The following is an 18,559-nucleotide window of genomic DNA, read 5'->3' on the forward strand; positions in this document are numbered from 1 at the left end:
AGGTTGATGGCCGGACGGATGCGAAAGCGTCCGTCCGGCCTTTCCTTTTTGTGGGATGGCGTTCATCCCTCACATGTTTGACGCCTTTGCTGGATGGGCTAAACCCGAGAGATCGCAGATGGATGCAGTTCAATGCTGACATCCTGTTGGCCGGAACAATGCCAGAGGAGACGGCTTAAAGGCCGCACAATGCTCGTGATGACAGCACTCGTTCAGTCTTTTTGTCGTTTCCGCCGCATGTCCGGTCTGTTGGCCGCTACAGCCCTTCTCGGGTTGCTTCCTCTGACGGCACACGCCCAGATGACGAGCCGCGAAGGGATCGAACTGCAGAATCAGATCATGGATCTGAAGCAGCAGCTTTCTCAGGTCCAGAGCGGGGGAGGCTCGTCTTCGGTTCTGGCGCCTCCCGTGGCGCAGGGTGCGTCCCAGACAAGTGGTGCGAGTGGTGATCTGGTCGCTCAGCTTGTGGATCGTGTGAATACGCTGGAGGAGCAGCAGCGTGAAATGCGGGGACAGATTGAAGATCTGACCAATCAGCTCAAGGAAAAGAGCGCGTCTCTTTCCAAGCAAATGAGCGACATGCAGTTCGCGGCACAGAATGGCGGTGGTGCTGTCGCTGGAGGCGCTGCTGCTGCGGCAGCTTCTTCACACGCGGCGTCTTCTTCGTCGTCTCATGATGAAGCGGCTGCCAGCACGCCTGCGAATTATCTCAAGGCCGGCCACGATGCGCTGCTCAAGCGCGATTACGCTGGCGCGCAGGAGAATGCGGAATCCGCGATTGCGCATGGCAAGGGAGCCACGAAAGTCGAAGGTCAGTATCTGCTGGGACAGTCCCTTGCGGGCCAGAAGCAGTATCGGCAGTCCGCTGTTGCTTATTACGATGCCTATCGCTCCTCTCCCAAAGGCAGCAAGGCACCGTTCGCGCTGCTTGGCGTGAGCGCTTCTCTGATATCGCTTGGCGACAAGAAAGCAGCCTGTCAGGCGCTGGACAAGCTGAAGACGGAGTTTCCGTCGGCCAGCGAGCAGGTGTCTCATTCAGCCAGCGTCTTTCGCAAGAAGGCGTCCTGTTCCTGATATGTGTGGGAGATGTGTGACGGGGTGACAGAGCAACCTGTTACTCCCGAACAGTTTCGTGATGTCATGCGCGGCCTTGGGCCGTGGCTTCCCGACACGTCGGATGCGCCTCCCGTTGCTCTCGCCGTGTCCGGTGGAAGCGATTCCCTCGCGATGGCATGGTTGGCCAGCCATTGGCGCAGGCATTTGCTTGCGCTGGTGGTGGATCATGGCCTGCGTGAAGAATCGGCTCGTGAAGCTGAAATTGCGCGTCAGACGCTTGAAGGATTCGGGATTACGACATGCGTCTTGCAACTGACAGACCTGCAAGCTGGCCCCGGAATCGCGAAGCGGGCGCGGGATGCACGATATGAGGCTCTGATCGCGGCGTGCCGGAAAGCAGGGTGCGTCGATCTTCTCGTTGCGCATCAGGAAGACGACCAGGCTGAAACGGTTGTCATGCGGCAAAGACGCGGCGAGGGACTGGGACTGGCGGGTATGGCCCGCATTACGGAACTGGCGGATATTCGGCTGGTGCGCCCGTTGCTGGGAGTCTCTCGCATGGCTCTACGTGCTACATTGAGGCGTGCCGGGGTCAACTGGTGCGAGGATCCTTCGAACGCCAACCGCAAGGCCGAGCGAGTAAGGGTAAGGCAGAATCTGACGGAGCAGGCACGGACTGAGGCCATCGGACTTTCCAGAAAAATCGCGATCAGACGGATGCAGCAGGCCGGAGAGAGTGCGGCATGGCTTGCTGCAACTGGGTGTTTGCCGTTCCCCGGATGGGTGGCGCTTGGGGAGATCTTGCCGTCTTTTTCTACGCTGGCGGCCCTTATCCGCACGATCGGGGCGCGTCCCTATGCGCCTTCCCGTGCGTCGGTGGAGGCTGCGATTGCTGCAAACCGACCGGTAACCCTAGCGGGGATAAGATTGCTCCGCGCACGTCCTCTGCCGGGATTGGAGGAGGAATGGCTTATGGTGCGCGAAGAGGCCGCCATGGAGGCTGCTCTACCTGCCCGGGATGGTGTTTGCTGGGATCGGCGGTTTACGTTGCGCGCAGGGGCCATACCGTCAGATCTATTTGTGGCGGCAGCAGGATGGGGACTGCCTCGGTCGTTGCGTAGGGGGTGGCCCGCAGTGGCCTGTGCGACGCTTCCGGCATTATGGCGGGAGGGGCGGCGCGTGTGTGTGCCGCATCTGGGGGTGTGCGAGGAGGAGAGTCTGAAAAACGTGACATTCGACCTCGTTCCGCCTGTGCCAGTGACCGTGACAACGCGCTGGGATTGATGGCGGACAAGGGCGCATGAACACATATTTAATACCCGCGCCACTTCCATGCAGGACGTGCGCCCCCAATCTCTAAGGCACGGGATTGCAATCGCCGCCCGAAACCGGTCTGATAAAGGCTTTCAGGGGCGTTCTCCTCACGCAGGAACAATATGGAACGGACAAAGTGATCAACAATTTCGGACGCAATCTCGCCCTGTGGGTGTGCATCATCGTTCTCCTGCTGTTCCTGTTCAACATGTTCCAGCCGGGCAACGTTCAGCATGCGGCTCAGCAACTTGCCTATTCCGACTTCGTAGCGGACGTGGATCATGGACGTGTGCGTTCCGTGACCATTCAGGAGCACAACATTTCCGGCACGTTGTCTGACGGCACGTCGTTCGACACCTATGCTCCGCAGGATCCGGGTCTCGTGTCCCGTCTGACGGGCAAGGGCGTGGAGGTTGTGGCCAAACCGCTGGAGGCCGAGGGCAATCCTTTCCTGCGCTATGCACTGAACTGGTTCCCGTTCATCCTCATCGGTGCGGTGTGGATCTTCATGATGCGGCAGATGCAGTCGGGTGGCGGCCGAGCCATGGGCTTTGGCAAATCCCGTGCCCGTATGCTGACCGAGAAGCAGGGACGTGTGACCTTCGCCGATGTTGCGGGCATTGATGAAGCCAAGGGCGAACTCGAAGAAATCGTTGAGTTCCTCAAGGATCCGCAGAAATTCACCCGTCTGGGCGGCAAGATTCCCAAGGGCGTGCTGCTCGTCGGTCCTCCCGGTACCGGTAAGACGCTGCTTGCGCGTGCCATTGCAGGTGAGGCGAACGTCCCGTTCTTCACTATTTCCGGTTCGGATTTTGTTGAGATGTTCGTTGGTGTGGGTGCGTCCCGTGTCCGCGACATGTTTGAGCAGGGCAAGAAGGCTGCGCCATGCATCATTTTCATTGACGAGATCGACGCGGTGGGCCGCCATCGTGGCGCCGGCCTGGGTGGTGGCAACGATGAGCGTGAGCAGACGCTCAACCAGATGCTGGTGGAGATGGACGGCTTCGAGAGCAATGAAGGCGTGATCCTTATTGCCGCGACCAACCGTCCTGACGTGCTCGATCCTGCTTTGCTGCGTCCGGGTCGTTTCGATCGTCAGGTCGTGGTGCCGAACCCGGATGTGAATGGGCGTGAGCAGATTCTGCGTGTCCACATGCGCAAGGTGCCGTTGGCGTCTGATGTTGATCCGAAGGTGATTGCGCGCGGCACACCGGGTTTCTCGGGTGCGGATCTGGCCAACCTCGTCAATGAGGCCGCTTTGCTGGCGGCGCGTGCAGGCAAGCGTACGGTGGCCATGAGCGAGTTCGAGAACGCCAAGGACAAGGTGCTGATGGGCACCGAGCGTCGCTCACTGGTGATGAGCGATTCCGAGAAGAAGATGACCGCTTATCACGAAGGCGGTCATGCGCTGGTCTCGATCCTGACGCACGGCACGGACCCGGTCCATAAGGCCACGATCATTCCGCGCGGTCGTGCGCTGGGTATGGTGATGAGCCTGCCGGAAGGGGACCGTTACTCCAAGAGTCGTGCCAAATGCGTGGCCGAACTTGATCTCGCCATGGGCGGTCGCGCCGCGGAAGAAATCATCTTTGGCCCTGACAATGTAACCAGTGGTGCTTCCGGCGACATCAAGATGGCGACCGATCAGGCCCGCCGGATGGTGACGGAATGGGGCATGAGCGAGAAGATGGGCATGATCGCCTATGGCGATAATGGTCAGGAAGTGTTCCTTGGACATTCGGTCACGCAGAACAAGAACATCTCGGAAGAGACGGCGCGAGAGATCGATGCCGAGGTCAAGAAGTTGATCGACGCCGCCTATGATCGGGCACGTAATCTGTTGATTGAGCATATTGAGGAATTGCACCGCCTGGCGGAAGCACTCCTTGAATACGAGACGCTGAGCGGCGAGGAAATCCGTCAGATTCTGCGTGGCGAGGCGATCGAGCGTGTCGAGGTGGATGACACCATGCCGGAAAATCGGCGCGCTTCGGTGCCGCCGGTTATCAATCAGCCGGGAGCGGGCGGTGCGCCTCCGGCTTCGGTCGGGGATGCATCTCCCCAGCCGGGTTAAAGGGGCAGTTTCTGAAAAGGCCGGAGTGGGATGTGTCCCGTTCCGGCCTTTTTTCGTTTCCGTGTCGCTTGGTTGGGATGAACAGGAATGAACGATCTGCGTCTGGTGGAACCGGCTGGGCTGCTAAGGGGGACGGAGGCGGCCGAGGCAATCACCGCAGGTGTGGCCTTACCGCTGGCGGGTGGAAAGACAGCTTTCTCGCTGGTGTCCCTGATCGAGCGGGATGGAACAAAAAGCGCACCGAGGCCGGTGGACCGGATTCCCGCTTCGTGGTTGCCGGAACTGGAGATCGTAACAGCGCCTCCTTCGCAGGCGGGATTGCCTTCAGGGGCGATGGTGATGGGGATCCTTAATGTCACGCCGGACAGTTTCAGCGATGGAGATCAGCATCGCACTCCGGAACGGGCCGTAGCACGGGCGCAGCAGATGCAGCAGGCCGGTGTGGCCATTCTCGATGTGGGGGCGGAAAGCACACGGCCGGGCGCTGTGGTCGTGTCTCCCTCCGAAGAATGGTCGCGGCTGGAACCTGTGCTGGCCGAACTGGTCGGTAAAGGGATTCTTGTTTCAGTGGACACCCGTAACGCCCGCACCATGGAAGCGGCGCTGGATATGGGGGTGATGCTTATCAACGATGTGAGTGCGTTGGCTCATGATCCCGAGGCGTTGCCGCTGTTGGCGCGACGCACCTGCCCGGTCGTGCTGATGCATATGCGGGGTACTCCGGAGACGATGAAGGCGCTGACGGACTACAGGGACGTAGCCGTAGATGTGGTACGGGAACTGCGCGATCGAATTGCACAGGCGGAGCAGGCAGGAATTGAGCGCTCCCGTATCCTGATCGACCCGGGGATCGGGTTTGCCAAGACGGCCGAGCAGAATGCGGAGCTTCTGCGGCGGTTGCCTATCCTTGCCAATCTTGGCTGTCGCGTCGTTCTGGGTACCTCACGCAAGCGCATGATCGGCACTTGGGCTGGCGTGGCTGAGCCGATGGCGCGCGATCCGGGCACCATCGTTACATCTTTGCCCGGGCTTGATCTGCCCGGGACGCTGCTCCGGGTCCATGACGGAGCGGGGATGGTGCAGGCCATGCGTGTGTGGGAAGCAATGGCTGGTGGTGCTGTTCAGATGATGTAGTCGATCGGTGGGAGCGTCTGATCCATTGTCAGCGACGGCATGCCTTTCAGGCGGGTGCCGACCTTGCGGGCAGGATTGCCGACCACGGTGGTATAAGGAGGCACCGCTTCCAAAACGATCGAACCTGCGCCGATCTTCGCGCCTTCACCCACCTCGATTGCCCCAAGTACCTTGGCGCCAGCTCCAATCAGCACCCCGCGGCGGATCTTCGGATGACGGTCTCCGGCATGTTTGCCAGTTCCACCAAGGGTCACGCCCTGAAGCAGGGAGACGTCGTTCTCAATGATGCTTGTTTCGCCCACGACGATTCCGGTTCCGTGATCGAACAGCAGACGTCGGCCGAGGCAGGCGGCGGGGTGGATGTCCACGGCAAACAGTTCTGAGGCCCGGCTTTGGAGATGGAGAGCCAGATGGCGACGGTCGCAGTTCCAGAGCCAATGCGCCACCCGATAGCACTGGATGGAAAGAAAGCCTTTGAAAAACAGGAACGGCGTCACGTAGTCGGGGCAGGCGGGATCGCGCTCGCGAATGGCGACGAGATCGGCCGCACCTGCTGCGAGGGCATCGGGTGTATCCGCATAACAGGCCAGCACCAGATCGGTGAGATTTTGTGACGACACGTAATGATCGCCCAGCTTGCGTCCGATCAGTGCGGAGAGCGCATCAGCGAAACTGGCGTGATTGGAAATTCCGGTGGCCAGCAGCCCCATGACCAGCGGATCGCAGCAAACGCGAGCCTCGACGATCATCCGTTCCCAAAGAGTGGTCAGATTCACGGCTGACGTGGTGAGGTCAGGCTGTGTCATGCGGGCGTGTTTCCTGGCGATGAGGACAAAAACCCCATCCGCGGGGTAGGTGGGGTAATCAACAAATGTGTGTCTAGATCGTTTCTCTGAAAGAGCGCAATTACCGGTTCGGATTGGGTGCCGTCCGGATGTTGCGTGGGTTTCCTTCGTTTCCGTGTGTCAGACGGGATGCACTGAGGGCCGCCGCAAAGGCTGCGCAGAGAGCGGCGATGTTGAGGCAATCCTGTGTTCCGTTGGCGGTGAGACGCAACGTAAGGGCGGTTCCGATACCCCCGAGCGTCTGCCCCCCCTGCCGCGAGACCTGCACCATTCCGCTCGCTCCCCCTTCGCGTCCGGCTGCGGCTGAAAGCAGCATGGCCCGATTGTTGGGAACCTGAAAAATGCCGAACCCCAGTCCGGCCAATCCCACTCTCCAGAGAACGTCGAACGCGCTTGGTGTGTCGGGCAGCAGGCGCAGCAGGATGAAACCGGTCATCGTGCACAACAGACCAAGGGAAGAGAGAATGCCGGCTGGAATGCGATCGGCGAGAGGGCGTGTGACCGAGGCTGAAGCGATCAGGCCAAACGCCCATGGCAGCATCATGAGGCCAATGGTTGTGGCGCTCCAATTGTAGTGATCGTGCAGCGCGAAAGGGAAGGAAATGATGAAAAAGTTGGAACTGACATAGCCGCACAGGCCGACGAGAAAAGCCGTGCGGAAACTGCGCCCGCGAAGAAGATCGACAGGGAGGATCGGGAGTGCGCGGCCATGTTCACGGCGGATAAGCATCAGCAGCGTGAAGAGCCCCCCAACAAGAAAGGCTATCGTGAGGGTGATGCCATCGGCATGAGCCACACCATTGCCGGCCAGCCCCAGTCCGAAGAATGACAGCATGCATAACAGGGCGCCCCACGGATCGGGCATGTCGCCCTGTCGCGGAGTACGCGGCAGCGACGTGGCGGCAAGGAACAGGGTAAGCAGTCCAAGCGGCAGGTTGATCCAGAAGAGCCATGGCCAGTCCGCTACGGCCAGAATGAGCCCTGCCACCGTGGGACCGAGCGCCATTCCCAATCCTACGATCAGTGTGTTGAGGGCGACGCCTTTTCCGAGTTCCTTGCGGGGGTAAATAAAGCGGATCAAGGCTGAGGTGACCCCCAGCATGCAGGCGGCACCGAAGCCCTGGAAGGCGCGAGCGCAGGTCAGGACCGGCAGAGAAGGGGCAAGAGCACAGCCGCACGACGCGAGCATGAAGATTACGACGCCGCCCATGCAGACGCGTTCATAACCGAGCCATGCGCCGGCTGCGGCGAGCGGCAGGATGGAGGACAGACTGGCAAGTTGGTAGGCGTTGACGATCCAGACAGTATCGGACGCGGAGGCGTGAAGATCGGTTCCCATTGCCGGGAGGGCGACATTTGCAATGGCGTAGTCGATCTGAGCGAGGAGAACGGCCAGGCATACGGCGATAATAGCCCTCTGACGGCCGGGCTTCGGCATGCCGTCAGTAGGTTCGGAAGAAATGGCGCTCATGCTTGTCATATCTCCGGCCATGTCTCGGGATGACGTGGATTCACCCGGACAGGCACGGGAGAGGAAAGATGAGGAACGATCAGGGCTGCGTTCGAACGCTTTTCAGGCCGTCCTTGTAGCCCAGCGTTTCCCACTGTTCCTTTTGACTGAGATGCCGGTTGGCGGTGGTAGTGTCATCGCCGAACCATGAGCATCCGGCGAGAGAAAATCCGCAGAGAACGACCCAGGCAACGCGCTTCATGTCCGATTCAGGCCTCCGAGTGATAATTGGAGAGACCATGCCCCAGAAAGCGGTTGCAGGCGAGTGGGGGTATGAAGATCAGTGAATGACACCGCAGGCAATGCGGTCGCCTGCTCCGCCGATTGGCTGGGTGGTGTAGTCATCTGGTTTGGCATGAATAACCAGAGACGATCCGTCCGCATCAAGGAGGGCAGGGCGGTTATCTTTCCCATGCAGCGAGACAAGAGTTGTGTGGAGTTCGACGGTGGCCGTTCCATCGGATGCCACGAACAGATTGGGGAGATCGCCATCGTCGTTTGCTGTGGGGTTCAGTAATCCGTGCACCACTGGCGAAGCTGCGTGAACGTGTGAACCGGCGCTTGTGAATTTCGGTGGTGTGCAGACACCTTTTTCATGGAAATGCAGGCCATGCCACCCCGCCGGAAGATGCGTGGCTTCGATGCGCAGGAGGACGCCGGTCGGCGTTTCCGTTAGATGTGCGGTTCCATGATTAGCGCCATCTGTTCCGATGAGAGAAGCGGAAGCTTCGTCCGCGGCGTGAGCAAACGGTCCGAGGACCGTCAGGCCGAGGGTGAAGGCGGCAAGCAAAAAAGAGGGACGGAACAGGGTCATTCGGAGCGTCCTTACTGACGATGATTTCAGCGGACAGAAGAATGGCGTAATCTAGAACGAGTCGCAATACGATGATGTGGTGCTATCTCGGCTTCGTGATAAACGGAAGATATTTACTACAGAGGGTGTAAAGTGCAAAAAAAACGCGCTTTGAAATGGATAACCCTACCAGTAAATATTGAACAAATAGAATTTCTTAATGTAATAATCTTTTTATATTAATAGAGTATGCTACAAGATGATGCAACTCTATAGACGGAAATAATCACTTAAGGTAATTGGGTCACGTTGACGAAATATCTGATCCAGAGCCTTACGGCGGTGAGATTGAGGAAGCTCATGAAGGACAAGACGGTCTTGTCGTAGAGGGTTGCGATAAGGCGCATCTGCTTGAGGCGGTTGAACATATGGCTTCGGTCCTAGTAGCGTCTTCAATCTGTTTGCTGAGGAACACTGTGGCCTGTGCATGATGGAATGACCGGCAGGATCCCATGAATCAGCAGACTCTGGCGGAAACTGTCGCTGTCATACTCCGCTCGGCCAGCATGACTCCGGCGTTTGGGACAAACAATTCCATCAGGGCACCCACAGTCTTGTAGTCCGAAACCTGTCATCCGGTGAAAATAAAACCAAAAGGACGTCCCTGATTGTCACATCGGACATGGACCTTGTTCGTAAAGCCGCTGCGTGATCGACCCAAAGCCTCCGAATAAATCCCCCTTTGTGTCCGTGGTCTGTGAAAGGGGTACGAACCACGGTGCTGTCGACCTTGAGGTTTGAGATTACGCGCACTGGATTTTCTCCGTAAAAAAAGCCGCTCCAAAATGGAGCGGCTTTCGGTCAAATGAACGAGGATATGGTGATCAACTCACCGTATTGGGCGATGCGACAGTCCATGTGAACGACTGCACATCATCGGGGAAGGTCGTGGCACCTGTCGGACCATTTCCAAAGTTGACCCCCATGAGTTCCTTGCCAGTGCCGTCGAGCATCTTGGCGGAGAACAGATTGACCACCTGTGTCGCAGGATTGGTCTTGACGCTGTTTGCCACCACGACGTCATTGGCGATGTTATCTGCCACTGAACTGCTGGAAAGCGTCACGGGTGTGCCGATAATGGCGTCTTTCGTGCCGTCATTCGAGAAGAAAGTGGCCGTTCCTGCGGGATAGGTCAGGCCGTTCGCTCCCGTAACGGCTGCTGTGCCGTTATTGAGGAATACACCACCACGAAAACGACCGTTTACAAGCAGGTTATCCGTTACTGCTCCGCTGGAAGTCCACGCAGACTGCGTTTTCGAACCATCGCCGTAGGATACGCCGAACGCTCCTCCTTGGCCGTAGATTAAAGAAACGCCACGTCCCACCGATGCATTGGTATTCCATGCTTTGTTGGATCCAAACAGGACAACATTCGAGCCTGTCTTATCGCTCCAACTCAGTGTGGAAACTGCCATATCCACGCGGATTTCTGTTCCCGTAGTGATCCCTAATGGGCCTGGCGTTTGTCCCCAGGCTGATCCCGAATTGCCGTTTCCGACAAGAGCATGTTCAGGAATGGTATCGGCTTTCGGTGTTGCCGACTGTTCGGTGGCCCATGTAGTGCCCACCGAATTAGTCGCTCCTACCTTTACGAAAATCGCCGTTCCATTGGTTCCAGTGATCTGCACCGATCCAGGTGCAGTGATTGCTGGAGAGAATGTCGCAGTCTCACCACCTGACGTGGCACCGTACGTGATCGGATGTTCAGTAATCGCGGCGCCACCATTGTCACTGGGAGCGGAGACATCGACCTGGACATATCCGTCGCCCGCTGTCAGCGTGAATGTCGGTGCTCCCGGAGCCTGAGCTGTAGCAGTGGCGATCACGTTGGTGGAGGACGGGTCATTCAGACCATCATCATTGGTTGACGTGATCTGCGCCGTTCCTTCCGCAGATGGCGTAAACGTTGTCTCCACGGCGTTTCCCGAACCTGCGCTCAGGACAACCGGATTTTGAGAGAACACTCCCGCAAGACTACTCGTAAGCATGATATTCACGTCTTTGGCTGGGGGATGATCCGGTGCCACCGTGAGCGTTACCGCGCTGTTGACAAGAACCGTCTGACTGTCTGCCGAGACCGTGTAGGTGGTCGCTGTAGTGGCCGCCATCACCGTATCGCCGTATGTCAGACGACCGTCGAACCATTCAATCAGATAAGGAATGGTCGAGATGGAGTTTGTTCCCCATGCAGACTGGTCTGCAGCGATGGCAGCGGGCCGCATGGACTTGAGATATCTGCTGACAATTTTGCGAAAATTGTCCGTTGTCAGCACGCTGTTCTTACGCAGTTCCAGCCAGCGCGCACCAATCTGCGGCGCAAAATATGTCCAGAATGACTGAAAGACAGCATCCTGTGCGAAAGGATTGCCTTCCTGCGTTGGAGACTGGCCCGTCGTGTCCCAGTAAACGCCAAGACTTTCATCCAGATCGTAAGCATACAGTGACCATATGCCCGTGGTAGCGGTGGCGTTATGCGAGCCCAGCATGACATTGTTGGAGACGCTATCGAAAGATCCAACAGCCCAGCAGAAAATCGCATAGTCGATCCATGAGTTCAGATCGATATACTGCGCATAACTAGCCCAGTTTGACGATGTCGTCTTGCAGGAGGCTAACCACGTCAGAAGTCGCGCCGGAACTGCATTGTTTGGTGACGATGGCGAGGAGTATTCCCAATACTTTGAAAAATAGCTGCTGGAGCCATTTGACCACAGATCGGTAGGACCATGCTGCGGCTGCAGCAGATAATGCGCCGCGTTGCTGTCATCCATAAGATAGGTGTCGTTCGAATTGTTCGAGCGCCACATATACTGACCGAGGAATGTAGGAGCCGTCGCGGCGTCAGTGGTCCAGTAGAGTTCAACAGGAATTTCGTCACATGAAAACAGAGGATTACCGAAATTGGTCGTGGACGCATCCTCGTATGCGCTTTCAGGCGCAATGAGATTTTCTGGATAATCGTAGGCACGTCGGATTTGACGCCACAGTTCGAGGCAGACTGCTTCGCGGATCATTGTGCGATCCATTGCGGTGCCGCCACCTGTGTCACCGTTGGGGATTGTCCCGTAGGCCTTGAGATCAATGGACGTGCTATCTGGCCAATCACCAAAACGGATTGACACTTTGGAACCAGCCGGATTTTTCGGTTTGAATTTCCAGTTGTGCTTGGTGGCGTTTGCCGAGGTCTGGCCCTGTACGGACATGTTGGTCAAACCGGTTCCTTGATCCGCATAGAGCACCGAATTACCATCAAGGATTGCCAGCGTTACCTGTTCATCCGTTCCCACAGTCGGTAGAGCAGAGCCAATTGCCACAAAACGAAGACAGCCCGATTTGGGGCGGCCAACAGGCACTGTAGTTTCAGTGGACAAAAGAGAAGACACGAACGAAGGAATGCCCGCATTTGCGATATCTTCGCCATCATAATGCATCAATACAGACAGGCCATCCACATTTCGTACGACGGGAATTAAGTCGCCGCTTTGCGGTACTGTCACATCAGTCTCGCTAATTTCTGTCATGGTGTGATCTTTTCTTGATTTACTGTTACGTTCTCTCCGTTCACCTGGAGAGCGTCAGTATCAGTATCAGTATCAGTATCAGTATCAGTATCTGTCCCTGCGCCCGTTGCGACATTATTCAGACGAAAAATCGCGAAGGTGCCGTAGCCCTCGGCCATCGGGTTGCCCTCAATGTCGAAACTGGCTTTCCCCTTCTGGTTCTTTCTATCTGTGTTGATTGTGCCGTTGCGCAGGGCGGTATTGGTGAAGACTGAGGTGGAACCCGTTGCCTTGATCGTCGGCATGGAAGATCTGATCGCCTGCATTCGAGATGTAGGGGACGAACAGATCCAGATTAGCCGCGTCGTTGCGGATACGCACTAGCTCTACAGTTGCGTTTTATGGTGAGTTCTGAATCTATGGATCACCATGATTCAGGATATAATGACTGGTGGAGCGTCAGTTGAAGAGACGCTGGAATTGTGGGTGTTCGCGCTTCTGGCAGCAAAGGAGCGGATCACGCCGCTGTTTACGCAGAATCGTGTTGCGTCTTTTGCATGTGCCTTTCTTGATGTCCTGATTGGCAACGAACCGCGCAAGACGGGATGGATGCGTGCGGAAGCTGCAAGGAGATCCTAGTCCTAGGCTCACATATGTATTGTATCCTGTGGCCCGGATCTACTTGGCCGCGCTTTCATCGCTGTCATAAATGAAGCCAAGCACACGAGCGCGCTCTTCCGCATTCTCCGCAAGGGGCGTCAGCACGGGCTGGTAGTAGCGGTTCAGGCTTTTGAGGTCGCGGTGGCCGGTCACGCGGCATAAATCGAGCGGATTTGGAAACAGATGGGCCAGTCGCGAGGTCGCTTCGTGCCTCAGGTCGTGAAGACCGGCCCGCTTCACCATCCGGCCGTCCCTTACTGAAAAAGCACGTTCGTCGCCAACATCGAAAATCAGATCCTCGGGTGATGGCGGAGCGTCGAACGAAACGAGTTTCTCACGAAGCAAAGCCTACGCGCCGGGCATCAGGCGCCGGATTTCGGATCCTCGCTCTTCCGCGAGATGGATGGTCTTGGTGTGAGCCAGACTGATGGTTCTTGCTGTGAGGTCGACGTCACACCAACGCAAGGAAGCCGCTTGACTCAGGCGAGTGGCCTGCTCGACGGACCACCTGACGAGCCACACATCATCAGGATGGGTGTCTGATCTCACAGCGTCCAGCAGACGCTCATACTCTCCGGCAGGCTCGCGCTCCTCTGGCGAGACACTCCCTACGGGACAGGCTGTCTCTTCCAGCCTGCGATTGCGCTTCCGGTCGGCTCCGGCCGGTCGTTTGATCAAACGTCCTGAAGCTGGATTTTACGGCAGCGGCACGTCCCACTCAGACATTGCATGTTGCAGAATAGATGCGAGAAGGTTGAGGCGTTTCACAACGGTCGCGGGGGGCATATCTTTCGCCTGCCTGTCCCGGAAACCTCTGACAGCCGCGATCGTCAGACGGGAGAGTTTCAGGCCAGCGATCGTGTCGCGGAGCAGCGAAGGGATATGATCAGTGCGATCGCGCTCGCGATGAGCTCTGCACTCATCTCAATATCGCTCGATCAGCGTTCACAGCACGACACCGTCCAGAGCCCGAACGTCGATATTGCGGCCCTCGCGAACCTTGACCGAGGTCTCTTCAAGCCATGCACGGGCGAAACGGGCTGTATCGAATGTTCTGACGATCCGCTGGCCATTGACCAGTTTGCGTGCCCGATACTGCTTTGGCCCCCGGCAACTCACGCCATCGGGCCGCGGACGTCCTGTCGCAGGATCGTTGACATTCTCGGCGGATTTTGTACGGGCCATGAGACGAACTCCGAAGGAGGACGGAATCGCCATTGGTCCAGAATCGCCACTTAATTTTTGGGTGGGATAGAGCGCTTTGCCTGTAAGCTGCTGATAGCATTGCCAAATAAAATTGGCGTCCCGTACGGGATTCGAACCCGTGTTGCCGCCGTGAAAGGGCACAACCTATCTTTGAGTTTCAATGAGTTGTGCGATCCATGCGCGGAAAGCGTGATATCTAAAAGCGCGGTTAGACACGGGATGCAGGTCCATTGATGGTCATATGAACATCAACGTTTTTGCGAACGAATGACTATTCGGCGATAGGTTGCTTAGAGCCAATCACCCGCAGCTTAGAAGGACCGTGGTTTATATTGCAAAACAAAGATATAGTTTGCATGTGATGAGCGAAAATAGACGCGGAATTTCCTCATCGATGCAAACTGTATTTTAGACGCATCCTCTCACAACTGGCCCACACGCGGCATTTGGCCCTTCGAGGGTAGCACTAGGGCCAGAATAGGCGATCCGCGTCACTACTCCGTCCTGCACCGTGGCTGTGACATGGCACGTTCCGTGACCGCCTAATGACAGCTCAAACGAAAACGGCGTTTTCAGATCCAGAGGCCCCTGAACCGGCTGATCCTGCCGCCAGACCAGAACCTCCTGTCCATCGCGGATCTCGTCCTGGTCTGGCACACCGGCGCATGAGACAAGGTCTGCCCGCGTGTGGCCGATCAGATCATGCCGGGCACGAGAGGGCAGGGAAGAGCAACCCGCCTGTAAACCGAGAAGCGCCGACATCACGCATAATCGGCCGATCTGACAAGCAGACCGACCGTTTCGTAAACCTGCCAACTTGCGTAAAGGCGCAAGTTTCCTCATCGCCCCGTATCCTTTGTGCTGTCGGCGGCGAACGGATCCGCCCGCCGCTTCGCCCGCAGCATGGCCAGCGCCATCCCGAACGACGCGGCAATCGAAGCCACACCGGTCCCGATCCAGAACCACCAGTGCGTGAACAGTTCAGGCATTGGCGAGATACGCCGCGTTCTCCGCGCGCAACGTCTCCCAATCCTGCCCGTTGAGCATTCCTGACGCTGGCTTGAGCTGCGGCCACGCGATCGCATGCACTTCATCCATCCGCGAGCGTACCCATCGCCATGTGGCCTTCTGGATCGTGCCCCATGTGAGGATGGAGACCAGATCCGTGTCGCCGGTGCCGGTGTAATCCCACAGCAGCGCACAATGGCCGCCCGCGCTGCCCGGCGTCGTGTCGCCCCGGCCTGCAGGCACGTCCGTGTCCCAGACCGAGGCAAGCGCCCCGAGTTCCGTGGTCCACATATCGGATTCCGACAGCAGGAAGCCGCAATAGACCGGTCCGAACGCGGCCATGCAGAGGCGAGCGGCGTTCAGATCCGCCACCTCCATCGTCCCCCAGAGCGGGAACAGGGTCTGCGTGGCCAGCGCATAGCCATCGCGAGCAGCCGTCGCCAGAACATCCAGTTCCACACCGCCCTGATCGGTCGAAGGATTGTCCGGCACATAGCCGGTGCTGAGCGAGTAGAACGCGACCGCTTCGTCCGTGGTCACGTCCACCTGAAAACCGCCGCAGGCCGACTGGGCACGGAACGAGTTGGCCAGGCCAACAGACGTGCAATCGCCGATCGTTCCGTTGCCCAGGAGCAGCGGCGCTGGATCAATGTGGTCACGGATCAGGCGAAGCGGCGCAGCTCGCTGCATGAACGATAGGCGTGTGAGCTTGGGCGCGCGCGGATCGTGCCGCGCAGGGCGTTTGCCAAGGGCGCGGGTCACCATACGTTGGCATCCTCGTTGCGGGCACGGAAATAGCGCTCCATCTCGCGCTTCAGTCGCGGCTTGTTTCCGGCCAGTTCCCATGCCTGCCAGACGTTGCGCTTCAGATCCTCATCAGGATCGAAATCGTTGCTCGTCAGGATGTCCCATCGGCTCTGATAGGCGCGGTTTGTCTTGGAGCCGTGGAAATGATGTTCGATCGTGCCGTAGAGTGCGCCGATATTGCCATTGATCGACGCCAGTGCGCGGTTCTGCCAGCGCAACACGTGCCGCTTGTAGCTTTCCGAGACATTCCCCGGATAACTCTCCGCTGCCCGACCGATTAGGCCAAGCGCCATATGGTGATCGCCCGATCCCAGCGCGCCGATATCGAGTAGGCCGCCGACGCTTTCCATGGCACGACGGGTAGCGGCCCAGGCGTAGCCCGGGTGAGAGAACTTGTACGGACCGGCCTGCCGGATCGGCTCGTCGTCCATCCACATGCGGCAGAACGAACGATGCAACTGCATGTGCTCGCCATTCGGCCCAAGGTCATAGCAATCCGACCAGGGTTGGATCACATCGAAGAGCTGAAGCGCCTCGACCGTTTCACGCGCCCAATCGGCGCGGCGGAAGAAGATGTCGCTGTCGATCCAGGCCGCGTACTGCCAGTCCTGAGGCAGACGCGAAATGCCGATATTGAGGCAGCGTTCCTTCTCCCATACGAGAGAGTTTGCGCGAACCCCGACATGATTAACACCAGGAATGTCGCACACGAACGGACGGTCGCCGTACTGACATTCAACGACCGTGAGGCGTGCCCCACTGTCCATGACGTGTTCGGCCCAGCGACGATAGATCTGGTCAGGAACCTGCCAACGCAGAGGGTTGGCACGGGCGGTAATGACGTGAAGCTGATGGGCGTGCATTAAAGATACCAAGCTCGAAGGGGAATGGAGATCAGCCAGAAGGCGATGAGGACGGCCGCAATGCCGATGATGAGGGTCATGAGACCCCCAGCACGGCCAGCGCCTGCGCCTCGGTCATGCTCGGCGTCGCGCGCGCAGCCGACGACACGCCGAGCAGCCCACGGAACACGGAGATGATGGTGTCGAGCGCGCTGGACGCGGTTTTGGCATCGGCCAGAACAGACGCGGAGAGCGACGTGCCGGCCCCGCTGATCGCGGCCTCGATGCTGTTCCCGACCTGTTCGATGTCCGCGAGGATACTGTCCACGCGGGTCTTCCAGTTCGTGTCGTTGTAGCTGATCGTCAGCGTGGATCCGGCGGCATCGGAGAACGCGGTCAGGGCGCCGGACAGGGCGGTATCCGCCACGGTGATCGCGGCCATGTAGAGCGAGAGCGCGGGATAGGCAGAGAGGAATGAGGCCACCGTCGCGGCGGCATTGAGCCCGGCCTGTCCGTAGTCTTTCACCTTCGTGACGTTGAGCGTGATCGTGGTCACGCCGTTCGTGGTGCTGGACGTGCAGGCCGCCAGACCGATCGCGCCGACGCCGAGCGCGGAAGAGCGGAGGAAATTGCGGCGGGAGAGATTTTTCATGGGATTGCTCCGGGCATAAAAAAAGCCGCCCGGTTGGGGCGGCTGTCAGATTACGTGTCTTCACGGGGCCGGTGGCTATCCGGCAGGACGTGGGGAGTGGCGCGAGCGGTTACTTCTTCTGCCGCATCATCATGCCGGCATTGATTGCCTGCCCCCAGTTGGCGCCGAGGTAATTCAGCACGCGATACAGGGGCCACAGCTTCGATCCCTGAGGAGGGGCGGGGATCTGTGTGGCGACAATGCCGACAATGCCGACGCCAATCAGCGCAGAGCCGAGCCATCCTGCGTAGGGTGGAGGAAGTTGGGTGATTCCGACGAGGAGCGCTCCACCAAGGGAAGCCGCTTTCGTCGTCTGCACGACCGCCTGCCGTGCACTTGGCGGCGCACTGTTTGAGGGGTCCATTTCTGGCTCCTGTTTTGTTTATTGTTTGTTGTCTCAATATTAAATGCATAGTTTTTGAGACAATTTGGTAAGCTCAGCCTATGTCTTGGCTTCGCAAACTTTATGGCCGTCTTCATCGCGCCCTATTCCCGCGAAAGCGTGCCACTCAACGTCCCACTCAACCCGAGCTTGCTGCGGCGTGGGATGAGGGCTGGAAAGAATGGGATTTTAAAGCGGACGAAGAAGGCCCTCGCTGGCCTCCAGACGTCCGCGATGCATGGCGGAGCGGATGGCAGGCCCGCGAGGATATGGAGCGGGGCAATTGGTAGAAGTGCCTCGGTGCCCAGAGGTTAAGGCCGTCCCGGTGTAGGAGCAGTCTATTGGGTGGGAGCGGTTAGGCGGAAGCATTCCATCCAATTGCCCCAGATAGAGAACGAAAAATTATAGCCAAAAAACTTTTATTTATGCTGCTATAACACGTATGAAATTTACCGTATTCTTATAGTGAATCGCTCAAATACATAGTGCCTTCTTGAATGGATTTACTGATCTTTTTTAGTTCAAGCTTAACAGCACTAGGAACGCAAGCGTAATTATCGGCAGTAACATTTAAATCCAAGTCAAAATTATAATCTTTATGCACGGTAAAGGTCACTTTAACAGAAAAGCACCTCGAGCATGTATTTCCGTCTCCTTTTTTTTCGTGAATGCTCTTT

At 57.8% G+C, this 18,559-nt stretch carries 17 protein-coding genes, 1 tRNA gene and 2 pseudogenes; 6 read left to right on the forward strand and 14 right to left on the reverse strand.

Annotation, left to right across the window (positions count from 1 at the left end; translation table 11 throughout):
* Positions 1 to 198 precede the first annotated feature (198 nt).
* The 4 genes from KUA11_RS02350 (at position 199) to folP (ending at position 5,578) form a co-directional block, all read left to right on the forward strand.
* Positions 199 to 1,074, forward strand: coding sequence for a tol-pal system YbgF family protein (locus KUA11_RS02350; protein WP_254454583.1), 876 nt, complete (start codon positions 199 to 201; stop codon positions 1,072 to 1,074).
* A gap of 24 nt (positions 1,075 to 1,098) precedes the next feature.
* A complete protein-coding gene (gene tilS / locus KUA11_RS02355) occupies positions 1,099 to 2,340 on the forward strand; it encodes a tRNA lysidine(34) synthetase TilS (protein ID WP_368040895.1) in 1,242 nt (413 codons plus the stop codon).
* 169 nt (positions 2,341 to 2,509) lie between these two features.
* Positions 2,510 to 4,444: an ATP-dependent zinc metalloprotease FtsH gene (ftsH, locus tag KUA11_RS02360; RefSeq protein ID WP_217408874.1), complete on the forward strand. Its 1,935-nt coding sequence runs from the start codon at positions 2,510 to 2,512 to the stop codon at positions 4,442 to 4,444.
* 87 nt (positions 4,445 to 4,531) lie between these two features.
* Positions 4,532 to 5,578 (forward strand): dihydropteroate synthase, encoded by a 1,047-nt coding sequence (gene folP, locus KUA11_RS02365; RefSeq protein ID WP_217408726.1) that lies wholly within the window; start codon positions 4,532 to 4,534, stop codon positions 5,576 to 5,578.
* Here folP and cysE read toward each other — a convergent pair.
* Both cysE and KUA11_RS02375 read right to left on the reverse strand, forming a co-directional pair.
* Positions 5,566 to 6,384, reverse strand: coding sequence for a serine O-acetyltransferase (cysE, locus tag KUA11_RS02370; protein WP_217408725.1), 819 nt, complete (start codon positions 6,382 to 6,384; stop codon positions 5,566 to 5,568). The two genes, folP and cysE, sit on opposite strands and share 13 nt — an antisense overlap.
* A 100-nt stretch (positions 6,385 to 6,484) precedes the next feature.
* Positions 6,485 to 7,894 (reverse strand): MFS transporter, encoded by a 1,410-nt coding sequence (locus KUA11_RS02375; protein WP_217408724.1) that lies wholly within the window; start codon positions 7,892 to 7,894, stop codon positions 6,485 to 6,487.
* Between KUA11_RS02375 and KUA11_RS02380 the strand changes: the two genes are divergently transcribed.
* Positions 7,893 to 8,084, forward strand: coding sequence for a hypothetical protein (locus KUA11_RS02380; protein WP_217408723.1), 192 nt, complete (start codon positions 7,893 to 7,895; stop codon positions 8,082 to 8,084). The genes KUA11_RS02375 and KUA11_RS02380 overlap by 2 nt on opposite strands.
* A 129-nt stretch (positions 8,085 to 8,213) precedes the next feature.
* On the opposite strand, the gene sodC is transcribed toward KUA11_RS02380, so the two are convergent.
* The 4 genes from sodC to KUA11_RS02400 form a co-directional block, all read right to left on the reverse strand.
* Entirely contained in the window at positions 8,214 to 8,747 is a 534-nt protein-coding gene (sodC, locus tag KUA11_RS02385) for a superoxide dismutase[Cu-Zn] (protein ID WP_217408722.1), read from the reverse strand.
* Between the two features lie 269 nt (positions 8,748 to 9,016).
* On the reverse strand, positions 9,017 to 9,154 hold the full coding sequence (locus tag KUA11_RS02390) for a hypothetical protein (RefSeq protein WP_217408721.1): 138 nt from the start codon (positions 9,152 to 9,154) through the stop codon (positions 9,017 to 9,019).
* 456 nt (positions 9,155 to 9,610) lie between these two features.
* Positions 9,611 to 12,307, reverse strand: a complete 2,697-nt coding sequence (locus KUA11_RS02395; protein WP_217408720.1) for a CotH kinase family protein — start codon at positions 12,305 to 12,307, stop codon at positions 9,611 to 9,613.
* Entirely contained in the window at positions 12,304 to 12,591 is a 288-nt protein-coding gene (locus KUA11_RS02400) for a hypothetical protein (protein WP_217408719.1), read from the reverse strand. Before KUA11_RS02400 ends, KUA11_RS02395 begins: the two co-directional genes overlap by 4 nt.
* Before the next feature lie 124 nt (positions 12,592 to 12,715).
* On the opposite strand from KUA11_RS02400, the pseudogene KUA11_RS02405 reads away from it, so the two are divergent.
* Positions 12,716 to 12,929 (forward strand): annotated as a pseudogene (locus KUA11_RS02405) (IS701 family transposase); the annotation flags it as partial.
* A 35-nt stretch (positions 12,930 to 12,964) separates the two neighbouring features.
* Here KUA11_RS02405 and KUA11_RS17975 read toward each other — a convergent pair.
* From KUA11_RS17975 to KUA11_RS02445, 8 genes and pseudogenes are all read right to left on the reverse strand, one after another.
* Positions 12,965 to 14,164 (reverse strand): annotated as a pseudogene (locus KUA11_RS17975) (tyrosine-type recombinase/integrase).
* An 80-nt stretch (positions 14,165 to 14,244) separates the two neighbouring features.
* A tRNA-Glu gene (locus KUA11_RS02415) sits at positions 14,245 to 14,309 on the reverse strand.
* Positions 14,310 to 14,560: 251 nt separating this feature from the next.
* A complete protein-coding gene (locus KUA11_RS02420) occupies positions 14,561 to 14,995 on the reverse strand; it encodes a hypothetical protein (RefSeq protein ID WP_254454582.1) in 435 nt (144 codons plus the stop codon).
* The gene (locus KUA11_RS02425) at positions 14,992 to 15,141 is read right to left on the reverse strand and encodes a hypothetical protein (RefSeq protein ID WP_217408718.1); all 150 of its coding nucleotides are present in this window, start codon (positions 15,139 to 15,141) and stop codon (positions 14,992 to 14,994) included. Before KUA11_RS02425 ends, KUA11_RS02420 begins: the two co-directional genes overlap by 4 nt.
* Positions 15,134 to 15,925 carry a hypothetical protein gene (locus KUA11_RS02430; RefSeq protein ID WP_217408717.1) on the reverse strand — a complete coding sequence of 264 codons (792 nt, stop codon included), beginning with the start codon at positions 15,923 to 15,925 and terminating at the stop codon, positions 15,134 to 15,136. The genes KUA11_RS02425 and KUA11_RS02430 overlap by 8 nt, the downstream gene beginning before the upstream one ends.
* On the reverse strand, positions 15,919 to 16,830 hold the full coding sequence (locus tag KUA11_RS02435; RefSeq protein WP_217408716.1) for a hypothetical protein: 912 nt from the start codon (positions 16,828 to 16,830) through the stop codon (positions 15,919 to 15,921). The genes KUA11_RS02430 and KUA11_RS02435 overlap by 7 nt, the downstream gene beginning before the upstream one ends.
* Before the next feature lie 76 nt (positions 16,831 to 16,906).
* Entirely contained in the window at positions 16,907 to 17,461 is a 555-nt protein-coding gene (locus KUA11_RS02440) for a twin-arginine translocation signal domain-containing protein (RefSeq protein ID WP_217408715.1), read from the reverse strand.
* A gap of 109 nt (positions 17,462 to 17,570) precedes the next feature.
* On the reverse strand, positions 17,571 to 17,864 hold the full coding sequence (locus KUA11_RS02445) for a hypothetical protein (protein WP_217408714.1): 294 nt from the start codon (positions 17,862 to 17,864) through the stop codon (positions 17,571 to 17,573).
* Between the last annotated feature and the right edge of the window lie 695 nt (positions 17,865 to 18,559).

This window comes from Acetobacter estunensis (assembly GCF_019083805.1).
GTDB classification, from domain to species: domain Bacteria; phylum Pseudomonadota; class Alphaproteobacteria; order Acetobacterales; family Acetobacteraceae; genus Acetobacter; species Acetobacter estunensis_A.